The organism is Streptomyces sp. NPDC048612 (assembly GCF_043199295.1).
Classification (GTDB): domain Bacteria; phylum Actinomycetota; class Actinomycetes; order Streptomycetales; family Streptomycetaceae; genus Streptomyces.
The window spans coordinates 535,907-555,609 of sequence record NZ_JBICVV010000002.1; the positions used below are offsets into that span (position 1 = coordinate 535,907).

At 72.7% G+C, this 19,703-nt stretch carries 15 protein-coding genes; 6 read left to right on the forward strand and 9 right to left on the reverse strand.

Annotated elements, in window-relative coordinates; genetic code table 11:
- Window positions 1-3: 3 nt before the first annotated feature.
- Entirely contained in the window at window positions 4-1,056 is a 1,053-nt protein-coding gene (locus tag ACGFN2_RS05700; RefSeq protein ID WP_362604103.1) for an ABC transporter ATP-binding protein, read from the reverse strand.
- Window positions 1,057-1,381: 325 nt separating this feature from the next.
- Here ACGFN2_RS05700 and ACGFN2_RS05705 point away from each other — a divergent pair, with 325 nt between their 5' ends.
- From ACGFN2_RS05705 to ACGFN2_RS05715, 3 genes are all read left to right on the forward strand, one after another.
- Window positions 1,382-2,254, forward strand: a complete 873-nt coding sequence (locus ACGFN2_RS05705) for a M24 family metallopeptidase (protein ID WP_393357783.1) — start codon at window positions 1,382-1,384, stop codon at window positions 2,252-2,254.
- A 206-nt stretch (window positions 2,255-2,460) separates the two neighbouring features.
- On the forward strand, window positions 2,461-4,269 hold the full coding sequence (locus ACGFN2_RS05710; RefSeq protein WP_393358012.1) for an SDR family oxidoreductase: 1,809 nt from the start codon (window positions 2,461-2,463) through the stop codon (window positions 4,267-4,269).
- 306 nt (window positions 4,270-4,575) lie between these two features.
- The gene (locus tag ACGFN2_RS05715) at window positions 4,576-5,745 is read left to right on the forward strand and encodes a MerR family transcriptional regulator (RefSeq protein WP_393357785.1); all 1,170 of its coding nucleotides are present in this window, start codon (window positions 4,576-4,578) and stop codon (window positions 5,743-5,745) included.
- Window positions 5,746-5,896: 151 nt separating this feature from the next.
- On the opposite strand, the gene ACGFN2_RS05720 is transcribed toward ACGFN2_RS05715, so the two are convergent.
- Window positions 5,897-7,246, reverse strand: coding sequence for a carotenoid oxygenase family protein (locus tag ACGFN2_RS05720; RefSeq protein WP_393357787.1), 1,350 nt, complete (start codon window positions 7,244-7,246; stop codon window positions 5,897-5,899).
- Entirely contained in the window at window positions 7,243-7,833 is a 591-nt protein-coding gene (locus ACGFN2_RS05725; RefSeq protein WP_393357789.1) for a hypothetical protein, read from the reverse strand. The genes ACGFN2_RS05720 and ACGFN2_RS05725 overlap by 4 nt, the downstream gene beginning before the upstream one ends.
- A 140-nt stretch (window positions 7,834-7,973) precedes the next feature.
- Between ACGFN2_RS05725 and ACGFN2_RS05730 the strand changes: the two genes are divergently transcribed.
- On the forward strand, window positions 7,974-8,585 hold the full coding sequence (locus ACGFN2_RS05730) for a helix-turn-helix transcriptional regulator (RefSeq protein WP_362604067.1): 612 nt from the start codon (window positions 7,974-7,976) through the stop codon (window positions 8,583-8,585).
- Window positions 8,586-8,725: 140 nt separating this feature from the next.
- Window positions 8,726-9,268, forward strand: coding sequence for an RNA 2'-phosphotransferase (locus ACGFN2_RS05735; RefSeq protein ID WP_362604069.1), 543 nt, complete (start codon window positions 8,726-8,728; stop codon window positions 9,266-9,268).
- 20 nt (window positions 9,269-9,288) lie between these two features.
- Here ACGFN2_RS05735 and ACGFN2_RS05740 read toward each other — a convergent pair whose 3' ends face one another.
- From ACGFN2_RS05740 to ACGFN2_RS05750, 3 genes are all read right to left on the reverse strand, one after another.
- Window positions 9,289-9,852, reverse strand: coding sequence for a hypothetical protein (locus ACGFN2_RS05740; RefSeq protein ID WP_362604071.1), 564 nt, complete (start codon window positions 9,850-9,852; stop codon window positions 9,289-9,291).
- A gap of 65 nt (window positions 9,853-9,917) precedes the next feature.
- Window positions 9,918-10,817 (reverse strand): zinc metalloprotease HtpX, encoded by a 900-nt coding sequence (gene htpX / locus ACGFN2_RS05745; protein WP_393357791.1) that lies wholly within the window; start codon window positions 10,815-10,817, stop codon window positions 9,918-9,920.
- A 257-nt stretch (window positions 10,818-11,074) separates the two neighbouring features.
- Window positions 11,075-11,974 (reverse strand): LLM class flavin-dependent oxidoreductase, encoded by a 900-nt coding sequence (locus ACGFN2_RS05750; protein WP_362604075.1) that lies wholly within the window; start codon window positions 11,972-11,974, stop codon window positions 11,075-11,077.
- A 157-nt stretch (window positions 11,975-12,131) separates the two neighbouring features.
- Here ACGFN2_RS05750 and ACGFN2_RS05755 point away from each other — a divergent pair, with 157 nt between their 5' ends.
- The gene (locus ACGFN2_RS05755) at window positions 12,132-13,061 is read left to right on the forward strand and encodes an HAD family hydrolase (protein ID WP_393357794.1); all 930 of its coding nucleotides are present in this window, start codon (window positions 12,132-12,134) and stop codon (window positions 13,059-13,061) included.
- A 55-nt stretch (window positions 13,062-13,116) separates the two neighbouring features.
- Here ACGFN2_RS05755 and ACGFN2_RS05760 read toward each other — a convergent pair whose 3' ends face one another.
- The 3 genes from ACGFN2_RS05760 to cydB form a co-directional block, all read right to left on the reverse strand.
- Complete coding sequence (locus ACGFN2_RS05760; protein WP_393358014.1) at window positions 13,117-14,796, reverse strand: GAF domain-containing protein; 1,680 nt, start codon at window positions 14,794-14,796, stop codon at window positions 13,117-13,119.
- A gap of 205 nt (window positions 14,797-15,001) precedes the next feature.
- Complete coding sequence (gene cydD, locus ACGFN2_RS05765) at window positions 15,002-18,661, reverse strand: thiol reductant ABC exporter subunit CydD (RefSeq protein ID WP_393357796.1); 3,660 nt, start codon at window positions 18,659-18,661, stop codon at window positions 15,002-15,004.
- 39 nt (window positions 18,662-18,700) lie between these two features.
- On the reverse strand, window positions 18,701-19,702 hold the full coding sequence (gene cydB, locus ACGFN2_RS05770) for a cytochrome d ubiquinol oxidase subunit II (RefSeq protein WP_393357798.1): 1,002 nt from the start codon (window positions 19,700-19,702) through the stop codon (window positions 18,701-18,703).
- Between the last annotated feature and the right edge of the window lies 1 nt (window position 19,703).

Genomic DNA, 19,703 nt, shown 5'->3' on the forward strand with positions numbered 1-19,703 from the left:
GGCTCAGGCGACATCGTGGGCGCCTCCGTCCTGGGTGGCGTACGGGGCGCTCGGGGCGCCTGCGGGGGCGGGGGCGGACTGCGCCGCGTCCGCGTCGCGGAAGACCTCGGCGATCTGGTGGCGGCGCTGTTCCATCCGGATCAGGCCGAGTCCGAGTCCGGCGACGGTGTCCCGCACCAGGTCGTACGTCTGGTCGCCGGCCGCCTCGACGAACAGCAGGTGGCCGGCGGCGAGGCCCTCGGAACCGGCCGCGCGGGTGGTCACCGTGGCCCCGGCGGCGGCCAGGGCCGCACGCAGCGCCTCGGTGCCGTCCGGATGGGCGTCGGTGTCCGTGACCTCGACCGCCAGCGAGGCCGTGACCTGCGTGAACTCATCGGTCGAGGAGGACCGCAGCAGTTTGCCGCCGTCGATGACGACGACATGGTCACAGGTGCGCTCCAGCTCTCCGAGGAGGTGGGAGGTCACCAGGACGGAGATCCCGAAGTCGCTGTGGACACGACGGATCAGGCCGAGCATCTCGTCCCGGCCGGCCGGGTCGAGGCCGTTGGTGGGCTCGTCGAGGAACACCAGCTGCGGGTCGTGGACCAGTGCCTGGGCCAGCTTCACCCGCTGCTTCATACCCGTCGAGTAGCCGCCGATGGGGCGGTAGCGCTCCTCGTAGAGGCCGACATGGCGCAGGGTGTCCGCGGTGCGCTCGCGGGCGGCGGTCGGTGGCAGCCCGGACATCCGGGCCATGTGCACGACGAATTCGGTGGCCGAGACGTCCGGCGGCAGGCAGTCGTGCTCGGGCATGTAGCCGACCCGCTCACGGATGGTGCCGCCGTCCTTGGTCACGTCCAGGCCGAGGACATGCGCGGTCCCCTCGGTCGCCGGGGCGAGTCCGAGAAGGATCTTGATCAGGGTGGACTTTCCGGCGCCGTTGGCACCCACCAGGCCCGTAACGCCGGGGGCGATGTCAACGGAGAGCCGGTCCAAGGCGGTCACCCGCGGATACCGCTTGCTCAGGCTTTCGGTCACGATCACAGTCACGACATCGACGGTAGTGGCGCCGGCCACACCGGTCGTCAACCCAAACGATGGGATGTTCCTCCCCCTGCGGTATTACGTGCCCGTAGGGGTCTCCTGCTGTGAGCTGGTCCGGCGTAGGGGTCACGGGGTCGCCGGGGCGACGTTATGGGGGGCCGGGGCGGCGTCATGCGGGGGCCGGTGCGGGCGTCACGGGGTGGCCGGGGCGGGTACGCGGGCCTCTTGGGCGGAGGTGGCGGGTCCCCTTGCGCGGGCGGGCGGGCCTCTTGACGCAGCCGTCGGGCATTGTCACATTCATCAGTGTCACCTTGCGGGCGCGTACCACGATGAACGTCTCACGGACGGACGGTTGGCGATGGCCTCAGTCACCTCAGCGACGTCACCGGGAGCCGGCGAACTCAGCGCCCGGCTCAGGGGGTTCCGAGCGGCCCAACGGCTCGCCTATGCCTGTGCGGAAGCGGTGGCCGCCCAGCTCAGGCCCGGGGTGACCGAACGCGAGGCGGCGCGGATGCAGCGCGAGTGGCTGCGTGAGCGCGGGGTGCGGGACTGGTTCCATCTGCCGTTCGCCTGGTTCGGCGACCGCACCGCCTTCGTCAACTTCCGGGTGCCGCTCCAGTTCTTCCCCACCCATCGTGAGCTGGAGCCGGGGATGCCCTTCATCCTCGACCTGGCTCCCCTGCACAACGGCTACCCCGCCGACGTCGGCTACTCCGGCTGCCTGGGCCTCAACCCCGTGCACGACCGGCTGCTCGCCGACCTCGGGACGCACCGGGAGCTGATCCTGCGTGAGGTGCGCGAACGGCGCCCGCTGCGGGAGATCTATGCGGACGTCGACCGGCTGATGGTGCGGCAGGGCTATGCCAACCGGCACCGGGCCTACCCCTTCGGCGTCATCGCGCACAAGATCTACCAGGTCCGGCAGCGCCGCTGGTCCCCCACGCTCTTCGGGTTCGGCGTCCAGTCCCTGAAGGGCCTGGCCTCCGACGCGCTGCACGGTCACCGTGACGGCTGGTCCCCGCTGTGGAGCCCGTTCCGCTTCTCCGACCACCCGCCGCAGCCGGGTCTGTGGGCGGTCGAACCCCACCTCGGCTTCCGGGGAACGGGCGCGAAGTTCGAGGAGATTCTGGTCGTCACGGACTCCAAGGACCCGCAGGAGAGCGCCTTTTGGCTGGACGACGATCTGCCGCATGTGCGGCGCTGCCGGGAGCAGGAGGAGAGAGCCGCGTGAACACGGGACGTGGACGCGGAAAGGGCAACGGACGGGGCCCGGGAAAGGGACGCGGAATGCGACGGCGAATGGGGCGGGGCATGGCACGGGGCAGGGGACAAGGTAGGGGACGGGACCTGGGGAACGGGCCGGGCTCGGGACGGGGTCAGGGGCAGCGGCACGGGGGCGGGGCCGGCGCGGGTTCCGGAGCCGGGGCGGGCGTCGGGCTGGGCAGCGGGGCCGGGGGGCCGGGTGCGGCCGGGGCCGGTGCTGGTGCCGGGCTCGCCGGGGCCCGGGAGCGCTGGGTGCGGACCGGGGGGATCGAGCTGTGCGTCGCCGAACTGGGCGATCCGGCACAGCCCACGGTGCTGCTGGTGCACGGCTACCCCGACAGCAAGGAGGTGTGGTCCGAGGTCGCCCGCGGTCTGGCCGACCGGTTCCATGTGGTGCTCTACGACGTACGGGGATGCGGCCGGTCCACCGCTCCGCAGCCGCTGCGAGGCGGCTTCACCCTGGAGAAGCTCACGGACGACTTCCTGGCCGTCGCCGACGCCGTGAGCCCCGACCACCCGGTCCATCTGGTCGGTCACGACTGGGGCTCGGTGCAGGGCTGGGAGTTCGCCACGGTGCGGCGCACGGAGGGCCGGATCGCCTCCTTCACCTCCATGTCGGGCCCGTCGCTGGACCACTTCGGCCACTGGCTCAAGAAGCGGACGGCGCGCCCCACCCCACGGCGGGCCGCTCAACTCCTCAACCAGAGCGCCAAGTCCTGGTACATCTACCTGCTGCACACCCCCGTGCTGCCCGAGCTGGCGTGGAAGGGCCCCCTCGGCAAGCGCTGGCCGAGGCTCCTCCAGCGGGTGGAGAAGCTGCCGGGCGGTGACTACCCGACCGCTTCGCTGCCGGCCGACGCGGCCCATGGCACCTGGCTCTACCGCGACAACGTGCTCCCCCGGCTCCGCCGCCCGCGCCCCGACGCCTATGCGCACTGCCCGGTCCAGCTCATCACCCCCACCGGCGACGCGTTCCTCTCACCGCGGCTGTACGACGACCTGGAGCAGTGGGCGCCGCAGCTGGTACGCCGTACCCTCCCCGCCAAGCACTGGGTGCCACGCACCCGCCCCGACCAGCTTGTCTCCTGGATCGGTGAGTTCGTCACCGCCAAGGAGGAGGGAGATCCGGCGCGGCAGGTCGTGGCATCCGGCCCCTACGCCGAGCGGTTCGGCGGGCAGCTGGTGCTGGTGACCGGCGCGGCCGGCGGCATCGGCCGGGCGACGGCCTTCGCCTTCGCCGAGGCCGGGGCGCGGATCATCGCCGTCGACCGGGACGCCGAGGGCGCGGCCCGGACCGCCGAGATGTCCCGGCTGATCGGTGCGCCCCGGGCCTGGGCGGAGACCGTCGATGTCTCGGACGAGGCGGCGATGGAGAAGCTCGCCGACAAGGTCCATACGGAGTACGGCACCGTCGACGTCCTGGTGAACAACGCCGGTATCGGCCTGTCCGGGCCCTTCCTCCAGACCGGCACCGAGGACTGGAAGAAGGTCCTGGACGTCAATCTGTGGGGCGTCATCCACGGCTGCCGGATCTTCGGCAAGCGGATGGCGGACCGTGGCCAGGGCGGCCACATCGTCAACACCGCCTCGGCCGCGGCCTTCCTGCCGTCGAAGACGCTGCCCGCGTACAGCACCTCCAAGGCGGCCGTCCTGATGCTCAGCGAGTGTCTGCGCGCCGAGCTGGCGGGCCAGGGCATCGGCGTCTCGGCCATCTGCCCCGGGATCATCAACACCGGCATCACCGCCACCGCCCGCTTCGCCGGCGTCTCGCCCGACGAGGAGAAGCGCCGCCAGGCCAAGGCCACCCGGCTGTACGGGCTGCGCAACTACCCTCCGGAGAAGGTCGCCGACGCCATCCTGCGCGCGGTGACCCGCAACCAGGCGGTGGTACCGGTAACCCCCGAAGCCCGCGCCACCCTGCTGCTGTCCCGCCTCGCCCCCGGCGCGGTACGGGCCCTCGCCCGCTTCGGACCACGGTTGTAGGGGGAGGAGTCGGTGGGGACGCCGGGGGCGTCGCGCACGGCCGGGCCGCTGCGCCCCGGCCCCGCCATCCCCCCGGCGTCTGGGCGCTCCTATGGTTGGCGGCTCCCCCGGTCACCTGGCGTGGGGGAGCTGGGTGCGGCGAGTCCTCGGCGTCGAGGGCGGCCGTACCCTCCCTCGCAGGAAGGGTCGCTGCGTACGGCCACCGCCTGCCTGGCCTCCTCCCGGCCGAACAAGGCCGGGGCGGCATGGGCCAGTGGGCCACTCGGCCCTCTCGTCCCACGCGGCCATCTCGTAAGGAGCACCACAGTGACCGAGCAGCCGCCAACGGCCCAGCCCCACACCGCCGAATACCGCATCGAGGACCTGGCTCACCTCAGCGGCGCCACGGTCCGCACGATTCGCGCCTATCAGGACCGTGGACTGCTTCCCCGACCGGAACGCCGCGGCCGGGCCAATGTCTATGGCGACGCCCATCTGGCCCGGCTGCGCCAGATCGCCGATCTGCTCGACCGCGGCTACACCCTCGCCAGCATCAAGGAACTCCTGGAGGCCTGGGACGCGGGCCGCGACCTCGGCGGGGTCCTGGGCCTGGTCGCCGAGATCGACGGGCCGTGGACCGACGAGAAGGCGTCCCGCATCAGCCACACCGACCTGGAAGCCGCCTTCGGGGGCAGCCCCGATGAGACAGCGCTCGCCGAAGCCGTCGAACTCGGCGTCCTGGAACGCATCCCCGGCCGGGCCGACGAGTTCCTCGTCCCCAGCCCACAGGAACTCGCCGTCGCCACCGAACTGCACTCCGCCGGCGTCCCGCTGACGGCGGTCTCCGGTCATCTGCGGGAGGTACGCGGCCAGGTCGAGCACATCGCCGCCCGCTTCCTGGACTTCACCACCGAGCATGTCTTCCAGCCGTACCTGGACCACCCGCCCACCGAGGCCGAGGCCGCGGAGGCCACCGCCCTCGTCCGCCGGCTCCGCCCCCTGGCCCAGCAGACCATCGACGCCGAACTCGCCCGCGCCATGCGCACCCTGGCCACCCGCTACCTGCGCCATCACCTCAGCGAGGCACTGCCGGCAGAGACCCGGATGCCCGCAGGGGGGACGGCCAAGGCCGAGAACGGGCCCGGGGCCGATGCCAGGGCCGGAGCCGGGGCCAGGGCCGGGGCCGGGGCCGGGGCCGACAGCAGGGATGCCCCGCCGCCCGGCCTGGAGACGGTCCTACTCCCCGCCGAGGCCGTGCAGGCCGTACGGGATCTGGTCGGCGCGGAGAACACGACCGCCTTCATCGCCGCCGCCGCACACCGGGAGGCGCAGGCCCGCACCATGGACGCCCTGGTGACGGGCCGGACAGGAAACGGCAGCGACGGTGGCAGGGGCAGCGGCGGCAGCAACGGTCCAAGCTGCGGCGCATCGGCGGGTGACTCGGGCACCCCCACCGACAGCCCCGGCGACACCCCCGAGCCCGCAGACCGACCCTGACACCAGCCCACTCCCACCTCTCGCAGACCACCAGACCACCAGTCCGCCAGACCGCAGACCCGCAAACCCCCAGGCCCGTCCCCCACACACTCTTCAGCTCTCAAGAATCAAGCGGTCCGCAGCTCCTGCCGCGCCCTCCCCGCCCTCCACTTCAACAGAACTCATCCGGCAGCCAGTTGCCGTGGAATCCGTACGGCACACGCTGTGGAAGGTGGACCGTGGCGACCGGGTCGGCGGATATGTCCTCCGCGTCGAGTACGACGAGATCGCTGGTGTCGGTGGAGGCGTCGTAGACGTAGGTGATCAGCCAGCCCGGACCTCCCGGGCGGTCGTCCGCGGGGACGAAGACCGCCTCGCCCGGCGTGCGCCCGGGGCCGAAGTCATGCCGGACGGCCTCGCCGGTCCACAGGTCGTAACGGAGCAGGGCGCCGGGTATCGGGCCGGTGCCCGGCAGCTCGGCGACCGTGGCATGGCCGAAGCGGGCCGGCTGTCCGGCAAGACGGTCATCCACCCGGGGGAACTCGCAGAACTGGTCGTCGAGTTGCTCCTCGGTGACCGTGCCCGTCACCAGATCGATCGTCCAGCGCCAGAGGTGAGCCGGGGCCCGGCCGCCGTACTCGGCATAGCGGGAGACATGGAGGACGATCCGCTGGTCGCGGTCGTCATAGGCGTTCAGGGCGTGGAAGACATAGCAGGGGTCGAGGGGCAGCCAGCGGACCTCGCCGTAGGGATCGTCGCGGCGCAGCAGACCGAGCCGGGCGCCGTACTCCGGGTCCCAGTGGTACGGCATACCGGGGTGGCTACGGTCGAAGACGACCGGGAGGTCCATGAAGATGACATGGCCGGCGGTCAGATGGAAGTCGTGCATCATCGTGTGCCCCGGAACGTCGATGGGGCGGCTGATCACCAACTCCCCCGCTGCGTCGGCGCGGTGATAGGTCAGATAGGGCGGGGTGGGGCCGCCGTATCCGAAGAAGTGCAGCTCGCCGGTGGTGGGGCAGGTCTTGGGGTGGGCGGTCATGGCGGTGGTGAGCCGGCCACCGAAGTCATGGACGCCGACGGTCTCCAGCTCATGGCCGGGGCGGCAGTCGATCTCGTAGGGGAACGACGACTCGACCAGGGCGAGGGTGCGTCCGGCGTGCCGGACGACATGGGTGTTGGCCACGCCCGCCGCCGGATTGCGGCGGCCCTGCGCGTCCACCGGTCGCGCGCCGTCGGTGAAGGTGGCGGTGCGGACCCAGCGGTTGCGGTAGGAGACGGCCCGGCCGCCCTCCAGGCGCAGGCCGTGGACCATACCGTCACCGAAGAACCAGTGGGGAGTGGCGGCATCCCGCGGGTTGGGGCCGTTGCGCAGGAACCAGCCGCTGAGTTCGGGCGGGATCGTGCCCGTCACCGGCAGGTCGTAGGCGGTCAACTCGTCCGTCACCGGGGCGAAGTTGCCGGCCATGTGCGGTGCGGGAGCGGTGGATTCGGATGCGGTGGCCGGGGATGCGGATGTCATGAGGCCAGGCCTCCTTGGATGTCGGCCCGCGTGCCGGAGGCCTTCATGAAGCGGGCACGGGCCCGCTCCGGGTAGACGGCGGTGAAGCGGGCGGGAAGGACGAATCCGGCGAGCTGGATCAGGATCGAGAAGGCCATGTGCCACCCGTAGGCGGAAGCGGCCGCCTGGGCCAGGGCGCTGACGGTGAAGGACAGCGCCCACGCCGCCGTGAGCACGACGTTGATGCGGCGGAAGAACGGGGTGTGCCAGACCTCCGGCGGCGCCATCCGCCGCGCGATCCCCATCGTGAAGGGCCGCCGCACGGCGATCGACACCCAGGCGATGACCGCCAGCCACCCCATCGACAGGGCGCTGCCGTACATCCTGAGACCGCTGTCGGGGCGGGCGAAGGCCACCGCGGCGAGGGCCGCGAAGAACACGATCGTGCCGTACTCCAGCAGGCGCAGGCCGGGCGACAGGCCTGCGGCGCGGTCGGCGATGAGCAGCGCGGCAGCGGTCACCAGACCGGCGAGCGCACCCCACTGCCAGCCGGCCGAGGACACCCCCGCGAAGACCAGCCACGGGATGAAGCCCCGCAGATAGTTCATGTTCCCCCCTCTTCACGCGCGGCCGCACGACTCGACGTCGCGACGAGTCACCTGGAACCGCCCGCACATTCCAACTTCGACATGTCGAACATAGAAGCTCCACCTTTGACATGTCAACAGTGGAAGGTAAAGTGCCGGTCATGAGCCTGAGACATGCCGTGCTGGGCCTGCTGGCCGAGTCCCCCGCGAGCGGCTACGACCTGATGAAGCTGTTCAACGCCTCGCTCGCCAGCGTCTGGCCGGCCACCCAGAGCCAGGTCTACGGCGAGCTCACCAAACTCACCACCGCCGGCCTGGTCGAGGTCGCCGCCCACGGCCCCCGCGGCCGCAAGGAGTACGCGATCACCGGGGACGGCCTGGCGGAGCTGCGCCACTGGCTGACCGACGTCGAGCCCAGCGGACCCCAGCGCCACGACGGCCTGCTGCGCGTCTTCTTCCTCGGGGTCGTCACCCCGCTCGAAGCGCAGACGTTCCTGCTGCACCAGGCCGAGCGCGCCGCGCGTACCCGCACCTCGCTCGAACACCTCGACGAGACCGCCGAGTGGGACGAGGACATGATTTCGGTCTACGGGCGGATCGCGCTGGAGTACGGCCTGCGGATATCGGCGGTCCAGGAGGAGTGGGCCCGTTGGGCGGCCGATGAGGTGACCAGCGCAAAGGCGCGCAGGGCCGGCGAACTCACCCGGGCGCAGCACCAGGAGAGGGGCGGGGAACCACGCACGGAGGCCCGGCCGGGCAGCGAAGAGGAGTGACGCACCGGGCGGCCGCGGGGCCACTGGGCACCCGCCACAGCCGCCCTGCCACAGCCCCACGCCCCCAGGCCCCGGCCCGTCCACGGCCCCGCCCCGGAATTTCACGTGCCGCCGCCCGCTCCCCGCGGCACTCTGGAGGCATGAACAGCCAGCGCTCCGTGCGCCTCTCGAAGTATCTGGCGAAGCACCTCCGCCATGAACCGGAGCGGATCGGCCTCGCCCTCGACGCCCAGGGCTGGGTGCCGGTGGCCGAGCTCATGACGGCGGCCGCGCAACACGGATTCCCTTTCTCACGAGCCGAGTTGGCGGCCGTGGTCGCCGACAACGACAAGCAGCGCTACACCCTCGACGGCGACCGCATCCGCGCCAACCAGGGCCATTCGGTACCGGTCGACCTCGACCTGCCGCCGGCCGAACCCCCCTCGCTTCTCTTCCACGGCACCGTGGCCCGCAGCGTGGCCGCCATCCGGGACGAGGGGTTGCGGCCGATGTCGCGGCACGACGTCCACCTCTCCCCCGACCGCGAGACCGCGACCCGGGTGGGCGCGCGACGCGGCAGGCCCGTGGTCCTGACCGTCGACTCGGGCGCCATGCACCGCGCCGGTCATGTCTTCCGGGTCAGCGCCAACGGGGTCTGGCTCACCCGCCGCGTACCGCCCGAGTTCCTGCGTTTCCCGGGCTGAGCCCCCCCCGTCCCCAGGACTCAGAGCCCCGGCGCGCCCCACACCGGGAACCACCGCGCCAGGTCCTCCTCGATCGTCAGATCGTCCCCGAGCATCGCCCGCACCTGCAGTTCCAGCGGGCTGTCACGCTTCTCGCCGCCGTCCCGCTGCGGCGCGAAGGGGTAGAACGTGCCCCGCTTGTAGAGGTAGACCAGCGCCAGCGACCGCTGCTCCTCCGTACGGAAGCCGACCAGCGAACACAGCAGCTGGGGACCGAACCCGGCCTCCTCCAGGGACGTGTTGACCGCGTGCAGGTCGTTGACCAGGCCCGCCACGTCCTCCGGCGGATGCTCGACGAGCAGCCAGGTGTAGCCGTACGCGTCCCGGGTGAACTCCACCGAGCCGTCCAGCAGGGACCGCGCCTCCTCCTGGATACGGGCGAACGCGCCGCCCTCGACGCTCGCGAAGCACACCGATCCCCGTCCGGTGGGCACGAAACCGGACGCGGCCTGAAGGGTCACCGCGGCGGACGGCAGCGCGAAGAGCTGGTCGAGGTCGGGCCGGACCGGCTTGCTGCGGCCGAGGATGGCGTCCAGAAATCCCATCTGCTGCTCACTCCTTGATCGTCACGGCCGTCCGGTCGGCAGCGGCACCTCACGCGCACCGTGCCTCACGCCCGCCCCAGCTCCGTCGAGATCCGGGCCAGCTGGTCCAGCCGCTGTTCCAGCGTCGGGTGCGAGGACAGCAGCCTGCTGAAGCTCTCCTTGTTGAACGCGGGGGCGAAGTAGAAGGCGTTGTACGGCTGGGCCTTGCGCAGATCCTCGGTCGGGATTCTCGCGATCTGGCCGGTGACCTTGGTCAGTGCGGCGGCCAGTGCCGACGGCCGGCCGGTCAGCAGGGCGGCGGCCCGGTCGGCGGACAGCTCGCGGTAACGGGACAGCAGCCGGGTCAGCAGGAAGCTCAGCGCGTAGACGACCGCGCTGACGGCGGTGACGATGAGCACGGCGATGGCGGTGTTCTGGTCCCGGTTGTCGCGGCCGATACCGCTCCACAGGGCGGCCCGGGTGATGATCCCGGCCAATACGCCGAGGAACGAGGCGATGGTCATCACGGCGACATCGCGGTGCGCGACATGCGAGAGCTCGTGGGCCAGCACCCCCTCCAGCTCCTCCGGCTCCAGCCGCCGGAGCAGCCCCGTGGTGGCGCACACCAGCGAGTTCTTCTGGCCGCGGCCGGTGGCGAAGGCGTTCGGCACGTCCGACTCGGCGATCGCGACCCGCGGCTTGGGCATGTCGGCCAGCGCGCACAGCCGGTCGACGGCGCCGTGCAGTTCGGGCGCCTGCTCCGGGGTGACCTCCCGCGCGCCCATGCTGAAGGCCGCGATCCGGTCGCTGAACCAGAACTGCGCGACGAACAGGGCGCCGGCGATCACCAGCACCACCACCCAGGCGCCCTTGAGCAGCACCACCAGCACGCCGACGACCACGATGTACAGCAGTCCGATGAAGAACATCGTCGTGACCATGCGCGAGGTCAGCCCGCGGTCCGGGGCGAATCGGGTCTGTGCCATGGCTCCTCCACACACGCCGCACTTCGCGCAGTGCACCGGCCCGCTCGCGCGCCGCCTCGCACCGCGCGCCGCATGCCGCGCACTGCGCCGCTGCCCCAATTCTCCCTCTTCAGGGCTATATGCGGGATAAAGCCCTGGCCAGGGGGAGGCGCGGCGCGTCGGCGGACGGGAGCAGCGGGGCGCGCGGGCGGTGGCGCTCCCCGGTCCCGTAGGAGCGCCCGGCCGGGAACCGTCCACCGGGCGCCACCGGGACCGTCCTACAGAGCGGCCACCTGCGCCGCGCCCTCCGTGGCGATCCGCTCGAAGACCGCGGGATCGGCCTCGAAGAGCGAATCGGCGATCGGCCAGTGGAGGACCAGCTCGTCGATGCCCAGCTCGGCGTGGTGACCGGCGAAGTCCACGAAGGCGTCCACGGAGTCCAGCGGACGGTCCGGGGTGAAGCCGGCCAGCATGATCTTCTTCAGCTCGGCGACGTCACGGCCCTGGTCGGCGCAGGCCTTGCCCAGCCGCTCGATCTGTCCGCGGATCGCCTCGCGCGACTCGGCCGGCGTGCCGCCCCCGTTCGACACCTTGGGGTCGCCGGTCGTCACCCAGGCCTGGCCGTACCGGGCGGCCAGCTCCAGCCCGCGCGGGCCGGTGGCCGCCACCGCGAAGGGCAGCCGCGGCCGCTGCACACACCCGGGAATGTTGCGCACCTCGTGCGCGGAGTAGTGCGTGCCCTCATGGGAGACCACGTCCTGGCTCAGCAGCCGGTCCAGCAGCGCGACGAACTCGGCGAAGTGGTCGGCCCGTTCGCGCGGCGCCCAGGGCTCCTGGCCGAGCGCGGTGGCGTCGAAACCGTTGCCGCCGGCACCGACGCCGAGGGTGATCCGGCCGTCGCTGATGTCGTCGAGCGAGATCAGTTCCTTGGCGAGGGTGACCGGGTGCCGGAAGTTCGGCGAGGTGACGAGGGTGCCCAGCCGCAGCCGGGAGGTCACACCGGCGGCCGCGGTCAGCGTCGGCACGGCGCCGAACCAGGTGGTGTCGCGGAAGCTCCGCCACGAGAGGTGGTCATAGGTGTACGCGGCGTGGAAGCCCAGTTCCTCGGCGCGCTGCCACACCTCCCGCCCGCCCTCGGACCAGCGGCGGACCGGGAGTATCAAGGTGCTCAGTCGCATACACCGAGCCTACGGCCGCCCCCATGGACCGGACGATTCCGCGCGGTGCACCGGGACAGCGGCGCCCGCCTGCCCGAACGCCCCGGCCGGGCGGCGCCCGGGCTCATCCGCGCAACCCACCGCACGCCTGTGCACGGCGGTACGGGAAGATGGCCCCGTGACTGATGCCTCCGCCCCGTCCCTCCGGGCGCCCGAAACGGCCGTTACGCCCCGGCTGATCGCCACCGACCTCGACGGCACGCTGCTGCACGACGACAAGACGGTCTCCGACCGCACCATCGCCGCGCTCGCCGCCGCGGAACGGGCCGGCCTGGAGGTCTTCTTCGTCACCGGACGCCCGGCCCGCTGGATGGGCGTGGTCAGCGACCATGTGCACGGTCACGGCCTGGCGATCTGCGCCAACGGCGCGGCCGTCGTCGACCTGCACCGCGGCGGCCGGATCGTCGAGGTCAGCCCCCTGGAGCGGACCGCGGCCCGCCAGGTCGTGGACGCACTGCGCGGCGCCGCGCCGGGCACCTCGTTCGCGGTGGAACGGACCGGCGGCATCCACTACGAGCCGCAGTACCCGCCGCTGCTCCTCGACCCGGCCGCGGTCGTGGCCCCCGCGGAGAAGTTGCTCGCCGACGACTTCGTGCCGCCCCTGGGACCGGAGGACGCCGACCCGGACGGGCCGGACGGCGGCACGGACCTGCCTGCCTTCCCCGACCAGCCCGTGATCAAGCTGCTGGCGCACCACCCCGAGCTGGACCCCGACGCCTTCCTCGCCCTGGCCCGTGAGGCGGCCGGCGGTCTCGCCACCTTCACCCGGTCCAGCCCCACCGCGCTCCTGGAGATCAGCGGGCCCGGCGTCAGCAAGGCCGGCACCCTCGCCCGCTGCTGTGCGGAGCGCGGTATCGCGCCGGAAGAGGTCGTCGCCTTCGGGGACATGCCGAACGACATAGCGATGCTGTCCTGGGCCGGGGCCTCGTACGCCATGGCCAACGCGCACCCGGACGTGCTGGCCGCCACGACGCGCCGTACCGCGTCCAACAACGACGACGGGGTCGCGGCGGTCATCGAGCGCATCCTGCGGGACGGTCACCTCTAGGACGTCACCCCGGCACCCTGCCCGGCCCGCGCGACGCCGTCGCCCCCCCGCCGGCTCACAGCGGCGCCTCCCACACCACCGTCGTACCCGTGCCGCCCTCGCCCAGACCCGGGCCGTAGGTGCTGGAGCCGCCCAGCGACTCCGCCCGGTTGGCGAGGTTCCTGAGGCCACTGCGGCGGCCGTTCTCCGGGATGCCGATGCCGTCGTCGGCGACGGTGAGACGGACGCCGTCGGTGCCGTCCGGCAGCCGGATCGTGGCATCGACGACGACCTCGATCCGGGAGGCCTGGGAGTGCCGGAAGGCGTTCGACAGCGCCTCCCGCAGCGCCGCGATCAGGTTCTTGCCGGTCAGCTCGCCGACCCGGGAGTCGACCGGGCCGACGAAACCGGCCGAGGGCTGGAAGCCGAGCGGTACGGCGGCGGTGCCGATCTCGCGCAGCACCCGGGTCCGCAGCCCGGACGGCGCCTCGGCCGGGCCCTGTTGGAGGGCGAAGATCGCGGTCCGGATCTCCTGGATGGTCACATCCAGCTCGTCGACGGCCTTGCCGACGCCCTGGGCCACATCCGGCACGATGGTTCTGCGCTGGGCGCTCTCCAGCATCATGCCGGTCGCGAACAGCCGTTGAATCACGAGATCGTGCAGGTCACGGGCGATCCGGTCGCGGTCCTCGTAGACCGCGAGGCGCTCGCGGTCGCGCTGGGCATCGGCCAGCACCAGCGCCAGCGCGGCCTGCGCCGCGAACTGGGTGGCCAGCGTTCGCTCGGCACCGGTGAACGGGCGCGCGCCCCGTGACCGCGGTGTCGCGAGGGTCCCCAGCACCCGTCCGCCGCTTTTGAGCGGCAGCATCATGCTGGGGCCGAAGCGCTGCGCGATATCGGTGACCATGCGCGGATCGGTGGCCGAGTCGTCCACGAACACCGGCTCCCCGGCGAGGAGTTGTTCGACCACCGGGCTGTCGGTGGGAATCTGCGTCCCCATGATCCCGGCGGGATCGTCCGCCGACACCGCGACGATCTCCAGGCCGCCCTCCTCATCGGGCAGCAGCACGATCCCGGCCGCCGAGTCCGCCAGCTTCCTGGCCTGCTCGGCGACCACCGCGAGCGCGTCGTCGACATCGCTGCCGGCCAGGAGCTCGGTGGTCACCGCCACCGAACCGTCGATCCACCGCTCCCGCTGCCGGGTCGCCGCATGCAGCCGGGCGTTGCCGATCGCGATACCGGCCTCGGTGGCCAGCACCCGCACCATGTGCAGGTCCTCCTCGCTGAACACCCCGCCGTCGCGCTTCTCCGTCAGATAGAGGTTGCCGAAGATGTCGCCCTGGACGCGGATCGGCACCCCGAGGAAGGTCCGCATCGGTGGATGCCCCGGCGGGAACCCGGCCGAGCGGGCGTCCTTCGTCAGATCGTCGAGGCGCAGCGGCTTGGGATCGTGGATGAGCGCACCCAGCAATCCCTTGTGGCCGTCGGGCAGCGCCCCGATCCGCTCGTGCTGCTGCGGGGTCACGCCGTACGTCACGAAGTCCGACAGCCCCTCACGGGTGTCGTCGATGATCCCGATCGCCGCATAGCGGGCGTCGGCCAGCTCGGCGGCGGTCTCCACGATGCGGTCGAGGGTGACGTGCAGATCGAGCCCCGCGCCGACCGTGCGCATCGCCTCCAGCAGCTGCGGCACCCGGGCCGTCAGCTCCGACGAGAGACCCCGCAGGCTGCGGGTCGCCTCGGTGGCGGCGTCCATGGGGTCCGGGGCCGCGTCCGGGCCACCGCTCCCGATGCCCCCGGGGTCTGAGGGGGGTCCTGCCGTGGCTGCCATGCCCCGAGCCTAATAAGGGCTGATTTCCGGGGAAAGTCCAGGTTTGCGGCGGAGGGGTGCCGACGGGCTGCTCGGGCGGGCTGCCCCCTGCGTACGGGGCGCTCCCGCCCGCGCCGCGGCCGGGCCCGCGCTACACCACCGGCTGGGCCGCGCCGTACGCCGCGTCCACCGCCCGCTCACGCTCCAGCATCCGCCGGAACGGGCCGTCCGCCGCGGTCAGCTCCGCGTAGGTCCCGCGCTGCACGGCCCGGCCGTGGTCCAGGACCAGCACCTCGTCGACCGCGTCGAGGCCGGTGAGCCGGTGGGTGATCAGGACCGTCGTACGGCCTTCGGTCGCGGTCAGCAGATCGGCGGTCAGCGCGTCGGCGGTGGCCAGGTCGAGGTGCTCGGCGGGCTCGTCCAGGACGAGCACCGGGAAGTCCGCGAGCAGCGCACGGGCCAGTGCCAGCCGCTGCCGCTGGCCGCCGGACAGCCGGGCGCCGCGCTCCCCGACCATGGTGTCCAGGCCGGCCGGCAGCCCCCGCACCCAGTCGGCGAGCCTCGCCCGGCCGAGCACGTCCCACAGGTCCTGGTCGCCGGGAGTCCCGCGCCGGTCCGGACGGGCGAGCCTGAGGTTCTCCCGCAGCGAGCTGTCGAAGAGGTGCGCGTCCTGCGCACACAGCCCCACCAGCCGCCGCACCGCGTCCCCGGCCAGCTCCCTGGCCTCCGTACCGCCCAGCGTGTAGCTGCCCGACTCCTCGTCCAGGAAGCGCAGCAGCACCTGTGCCAGCGTGGTCTTGCCGGAGCCGGACGCGCCGACGACGGCGAGCCGGTGCCCGGCGGTCAGGGTGAAGCCGATGCCGTCCAGCGCCGGCCGGCCCTGTCCCGGGTGACGTGCGGTCAGCTCCCGTACGGCCAGCGGGAACGGCGTCGCGGGCGCGGGGGCCGGGGCGGCCGGCTCGGACACCGGCGCGGGCGCGTCCAGCACCTCGAAGACCCGCTCGGCGGCGTGCCGGGTGCGCCGGCGGTACTGCACGGCGAGCGGCAGCCCCGTCACCGCCTCGAACGCGGCCAGCGGAGTCAGCACGACGACGGCCAGCGCCACGCCCGTCAGCCGGCCCGCCTGCACGGCCTGGACGCCGGCCACCGCCGAGGCCGCGACCGTCAGCCCGCACAGCAGCGCCGACAGCCCGGCGCCGGCCCCGGCCACGGCGGCCGAGCGGGACGCGATCCGGGTCAGCTCCCGGTCCGCGCGGCGCACCGCGTCCGTACGGGCCCCCAGGGCTCCGGCCACCGTCAACTCGGCGGTACCGGTGAGCACATCGACGACCCGGGTGGCGAGCCGTCCGCGGGCCGGCGCCAGCCGGCGCTCCGTACGGCGGGCCAGCGCGCCCGAGAGCACCGGCACCCCCACACCGGTGAGCAGCAGTCCGGCGGCGAGGATCGCACCGGCCTCCGGCAGCAGCCATCCGGTGAAACCGACCGTCCCGGCGCCGACCAGCAGCGCCGCACCGACGGGCAGCAGCCAGCGCAGGAAGTAGTCCTGCACCGCATCGACATCGGCCACCAGCCGCGACAGCAGATCACCCCGGCTGCGCTCCCGGAGCCCGGCCGGCGCCAGCCGCTCCAGCCGCCGGAAGACGGCCACCCGCACGTCGGCGAGTATCCGGAACACCGCGTCATGGGCCACCAGCCGCTCGGCGTACCGGAAGACCGCGCGCCCGATGCCGAACGCCCTGGTCGCGGTCACCGCCACCATCAGATACAGCACCGGAGGCTGCTGCGCCGCCCGCGAGATCAGCCAGCCGGAGGTCGCCATCAGGCCCACCGCGCAGCCCAGCGCCAGGCTCCCGAGCAGCAGCGCCCACGCGAACCGCGCCCGGTGGGCACGGGCCAGCCGCCGCAGCCGGGTGAGCGCCGGCCCGCGGGCGGTGGCCTCGTCGGGCGCGGCTTCGGACGTCAGCTCGGGGGCATCGGGCACCGTGTCCGCGGCCGTCGCCGTCCCGGCGGGACCACCGTCCCCGGCGACCGCGTCCCCGGCCGTCTGCGGGCGCACCGCCGCCGGGGCGTCCGCCCCGGCCGACGCCACCTGCGGGTCCGGCAGCCGCACCACCCGGTCAGCCACCGCGAGCAGCGCCGGCCGGTGGACGACGAGCAGCACCGTACGGCCGGCCGCGAGCCGGCGGACGGCGGCCACGATCGTCTCCTCGGTGGCACCGTCCAGATTCGCGGTCGGCTCGTCCAGGAGCAGGATCGGGCGGTCGGCGAGGAAGGCGCGGGCGATCCCGAGGCGCTGCCGCTGGCCGGCGGAGAGCCCGGCACCGGACTCGCCGAGCCGGGTCGCCGTCCCATCGGGGAGCGCGTCGACGAAGTCCAGGGCGCCCGCGTCGCTCAGGGCGGTGCGCACCGCGGCGTCGTCCGCGTCCGGCCGCGCCAGCCGTACGTTCTCGGCGATGGTGCCGGCGAACAGATGAGGGTGCTGCGGCACCCAGGCGATCCGCTGCCGCCAGCTTCCGGGGTCGAGGGAGGCGATGTCGCGGCCGTCGGCCAGGGCCCGGCCCCCGGACGGTGCGGTGAAGCCGAGCAGCACGCTCAGCAGCGTGGTCTTTCCGGCGCCGGAGGGCCCCACCAGCGCGACGGTCTCGCCGGGCCGCACCTCGAACGAGGTCGCGGGCAGCGAGTCGGTGGTCCGCCCGGGATGCCGGACCACCAGGTCCTCGACGGCCAGCGCGGTGCCTCGCGGCGCGGGCGCGGTGCCGGGCGTCCGCAGCGGCGTCTCCAGCACCGCGAAGATCTCCTCCGCGGCCGAGAGCCCCTCGGCCGCGGCGTGATACTGCGCCCCGACCTGCCGCAGCGGCAGATACGCCTCGGGCGCCAGCACCAGCACCATCAGGCCGGTGTAGAGGTCGAGTTCACCGTGCACCAGCCGCATGCCGATGCCGACCGCGACCAGTGCGACGGAGATGGTGGCGAGGAGTTCGAGGGCGAAGGAGGAGAGGAAGGCGATCCGCAGGGTGCGCAGGGTGGCCCGGCGGTACTCGCCGGTGATGGACCGGATCGACGCGGCCTGGGCCTTGGCCCGGCCGAAGACCTTGAGGGTGGGCAGGCCCTCGACGACATCGAGGAAGTGGCCCGACAGCCGGGCGAGCAGCCGCCATTGACGGTCCATCCGCGCCTGGGTGGCCCAGCCGATCAGGATCATGAACAGCGGGATCAGCGGAAGTGTGACCACGATCGTCAGCGCCGAGATCCAGTCGCCGGTGACGATCCGGGCCAGCACCGCCGGCGGAACCACGACCGCCAGGCCCAGCTGCGGCAGATAGCGGGCGAAGTAGTCGTCCAGCGCATCGATGCCCCGGGTGGCGAGGGCGGTGAGTTCGCCGGTGCGCATCTCAAGCGTCCCCGGACCGGCCGCGGTGCCCGGACCGGCGGCGTCCGCGTCCGGGCCCGGCTCCCCGCCGTCCGCGCGGCCGAGTCCCGCGCCGGGGCCCAGCCGCGCCGCCCGCTCGACCAGCCGCATCCGCAGCTCGGACTTGGCCGCCGCGCCGGCCCGGTGCGCGGCCAGCTCGGTGAGCCAGGAGACCAGGCCACGCCCGACGGAGACCGCGGCGAGCAGCGCCAGCGGCGTGCTCAGGGCCGCGACCGGGAGATCGTGCTGGAACGCACCCACCACGACCTCGGCGATCAGCATCGCCTGGCCGACGACCAGGCCCGCTCCGGCCAGCCCGAGCACCACCACCGCGATCAGAAAGCCTCGGGTGGCGTGGGCGTAGCGGAGCAGACGCGGGTCGACGGGTTTCACGTGAAACATTCCATCCTGCTGAGTCCGCCCCGAGGGGCGGTGGCTCAACTAGTGGGTCTCGGCGAGGTGTTGGGTGCCGATGCGCTTGCGGAACACCCAGTACGTCCACCCCTGGTAGAGCAGGACGAGCGGGGTGGCGAAGGCGGCCCCCCACGTCATGATCTTCAGGGTGTAGGGGCTGGACGCGGCGTTGCTGACCGTGAGGTTCCAGCTCTCGTTCAGCGTGGACGGCATGACGTTCGGGAAGAGCGTCAGGAACAGCATCACGACCACGGCCACGACGCTCAGGCCGGAGAAGGTGAACGCCCAGCCCTCACGCCCGAGCCGGTTGGCCACCAGCGCCGCGACCAGCGCCACCACCGCCACGATCATGGCGACCAGGCTGCCGCTGTCACCGTTGCCGGCCTGGGTCCAGCCGAGGAAGCCGGCCAGCAGCACCGCGGCGACCGGCCCGAGGACGGCCGCCATCCTGCGCGCCCGCTCCCGGATGTCGCCCACCGTCTTGAGCGAGGCGAACACCGCACCGTGGAAGGTGAACAGCACCAGCGTGACCAGGCCGCCCAGGAGCGCGTACGGATTCAGCAGGTCGAGCAGGCTCCCCACGTATTCCATTTGGCGGTCGATCTTGACCCCGTGCACGAGGTTGGCGAACAGCACGCCCCACAGCACCGCGGGCAGCAGCGAGGCCCAGAAGATCGTGTGCTCCCAGTTCCGCTGCCAGCGCTCCCCGGTCCGCTTGACGCGGTACTCGAAGGCGACCCCGCGCAGGATCAGACAGACGAGGATCAGCAGCAGCGGCAGGTAGAAGCCGGAGAAGAGGGTGGCGTACCACTCGGGGAACGCCGCGAAGGTCGCACCGGCCGCGCTGATCAGCCAGACCTCGTTGCCGTCCCAGACCGGCCCGATGGTGTTGATCAGTACGCGCTTCTCGCTCCGGTCCCGGGCGAGGAGCTTGGTGAGGACGCCGATTCCGAAGTCGAATCCTTCGAGGAAGAAGTACCCGGTCCAGAGAACGGCGATCAGGATGAACCAGACGTCGTGGAGTTGCACA

Bases quoted from the DNA above. Each gene is read 5' to 3' on its own strand.
- ACGFN2_RS05730 (WP_362604067.1), top strand. From the start codon at position 7,974: ATGAGCCTGAGACATGCCGTGCTGGGCCTGCTGGCCGAGTCCCCCGCG.
- ACGFN2_RS05740 (WP_362604071.1), bottom strand. From the start codon at position 9,852: ATGGGATTTCTGGACGCCATCCTCGGCCGCAGCAAGCCGGTCCGGCCC.
- ACGFN2_RS05705 (WP_393357783.1), top strand. From the start codon at position 1,382: ATGGCCTCAGTCACCTCAGCGACGTCACCGGGAGCCGGCGAACTCAGC.
- ACGFN2_RS05725 (WP_393357789.1), bottom strand. From the start codon at position 7,833: ATGAACTATCTGCGGGGCTTCATCCCGTGGCTGGTCTTCGCGGGGGTG.
- htpX (WP_393357791.1), bottom strand. From the start codon at position 10,817: ATGGCACAGACCCGATTCGCCCCGGACCGCGGGCTGACCTCGCGCATG.
- ACGFN2_RS05720 (WP_393357787.1), bottom strand. From the start codon at position 7,246: ATGACATCCGCATCCCCGGCCACCGCATCCGAATCCACCGCTCCCGCA.
- ACGFN2_RS05760 (WP_393358014.1), bottom strand. From the start codon at position 14,796: ATGGACGCCGCCACCGAGGCGACCCGCAGCCTGCGGGGTCTCTCGTCG.
- cydD (WP_393357796.1), bottom strand. From the start codon at position 18,661: ATGTTTCACGTGAAACCCGTCGACCCGCGTCTGCTCCGCTACGCCCAC.
- ACGFN2_RS05750 (WP_362604075.1), bottom strand. From the start codon at position 11,974: ATGCGACTGAGCACCTTGATACTCCCGGTCCGCCGCTGGTCCGAGGGC.
- ACGFN2_RS05735 (WP_362604069.1), top strand. From the start codon at position 8,726: ATGAACAGCCAGCGCTCCGTGCGCCTCTCGAAGTATCTGGCGAAGCAC.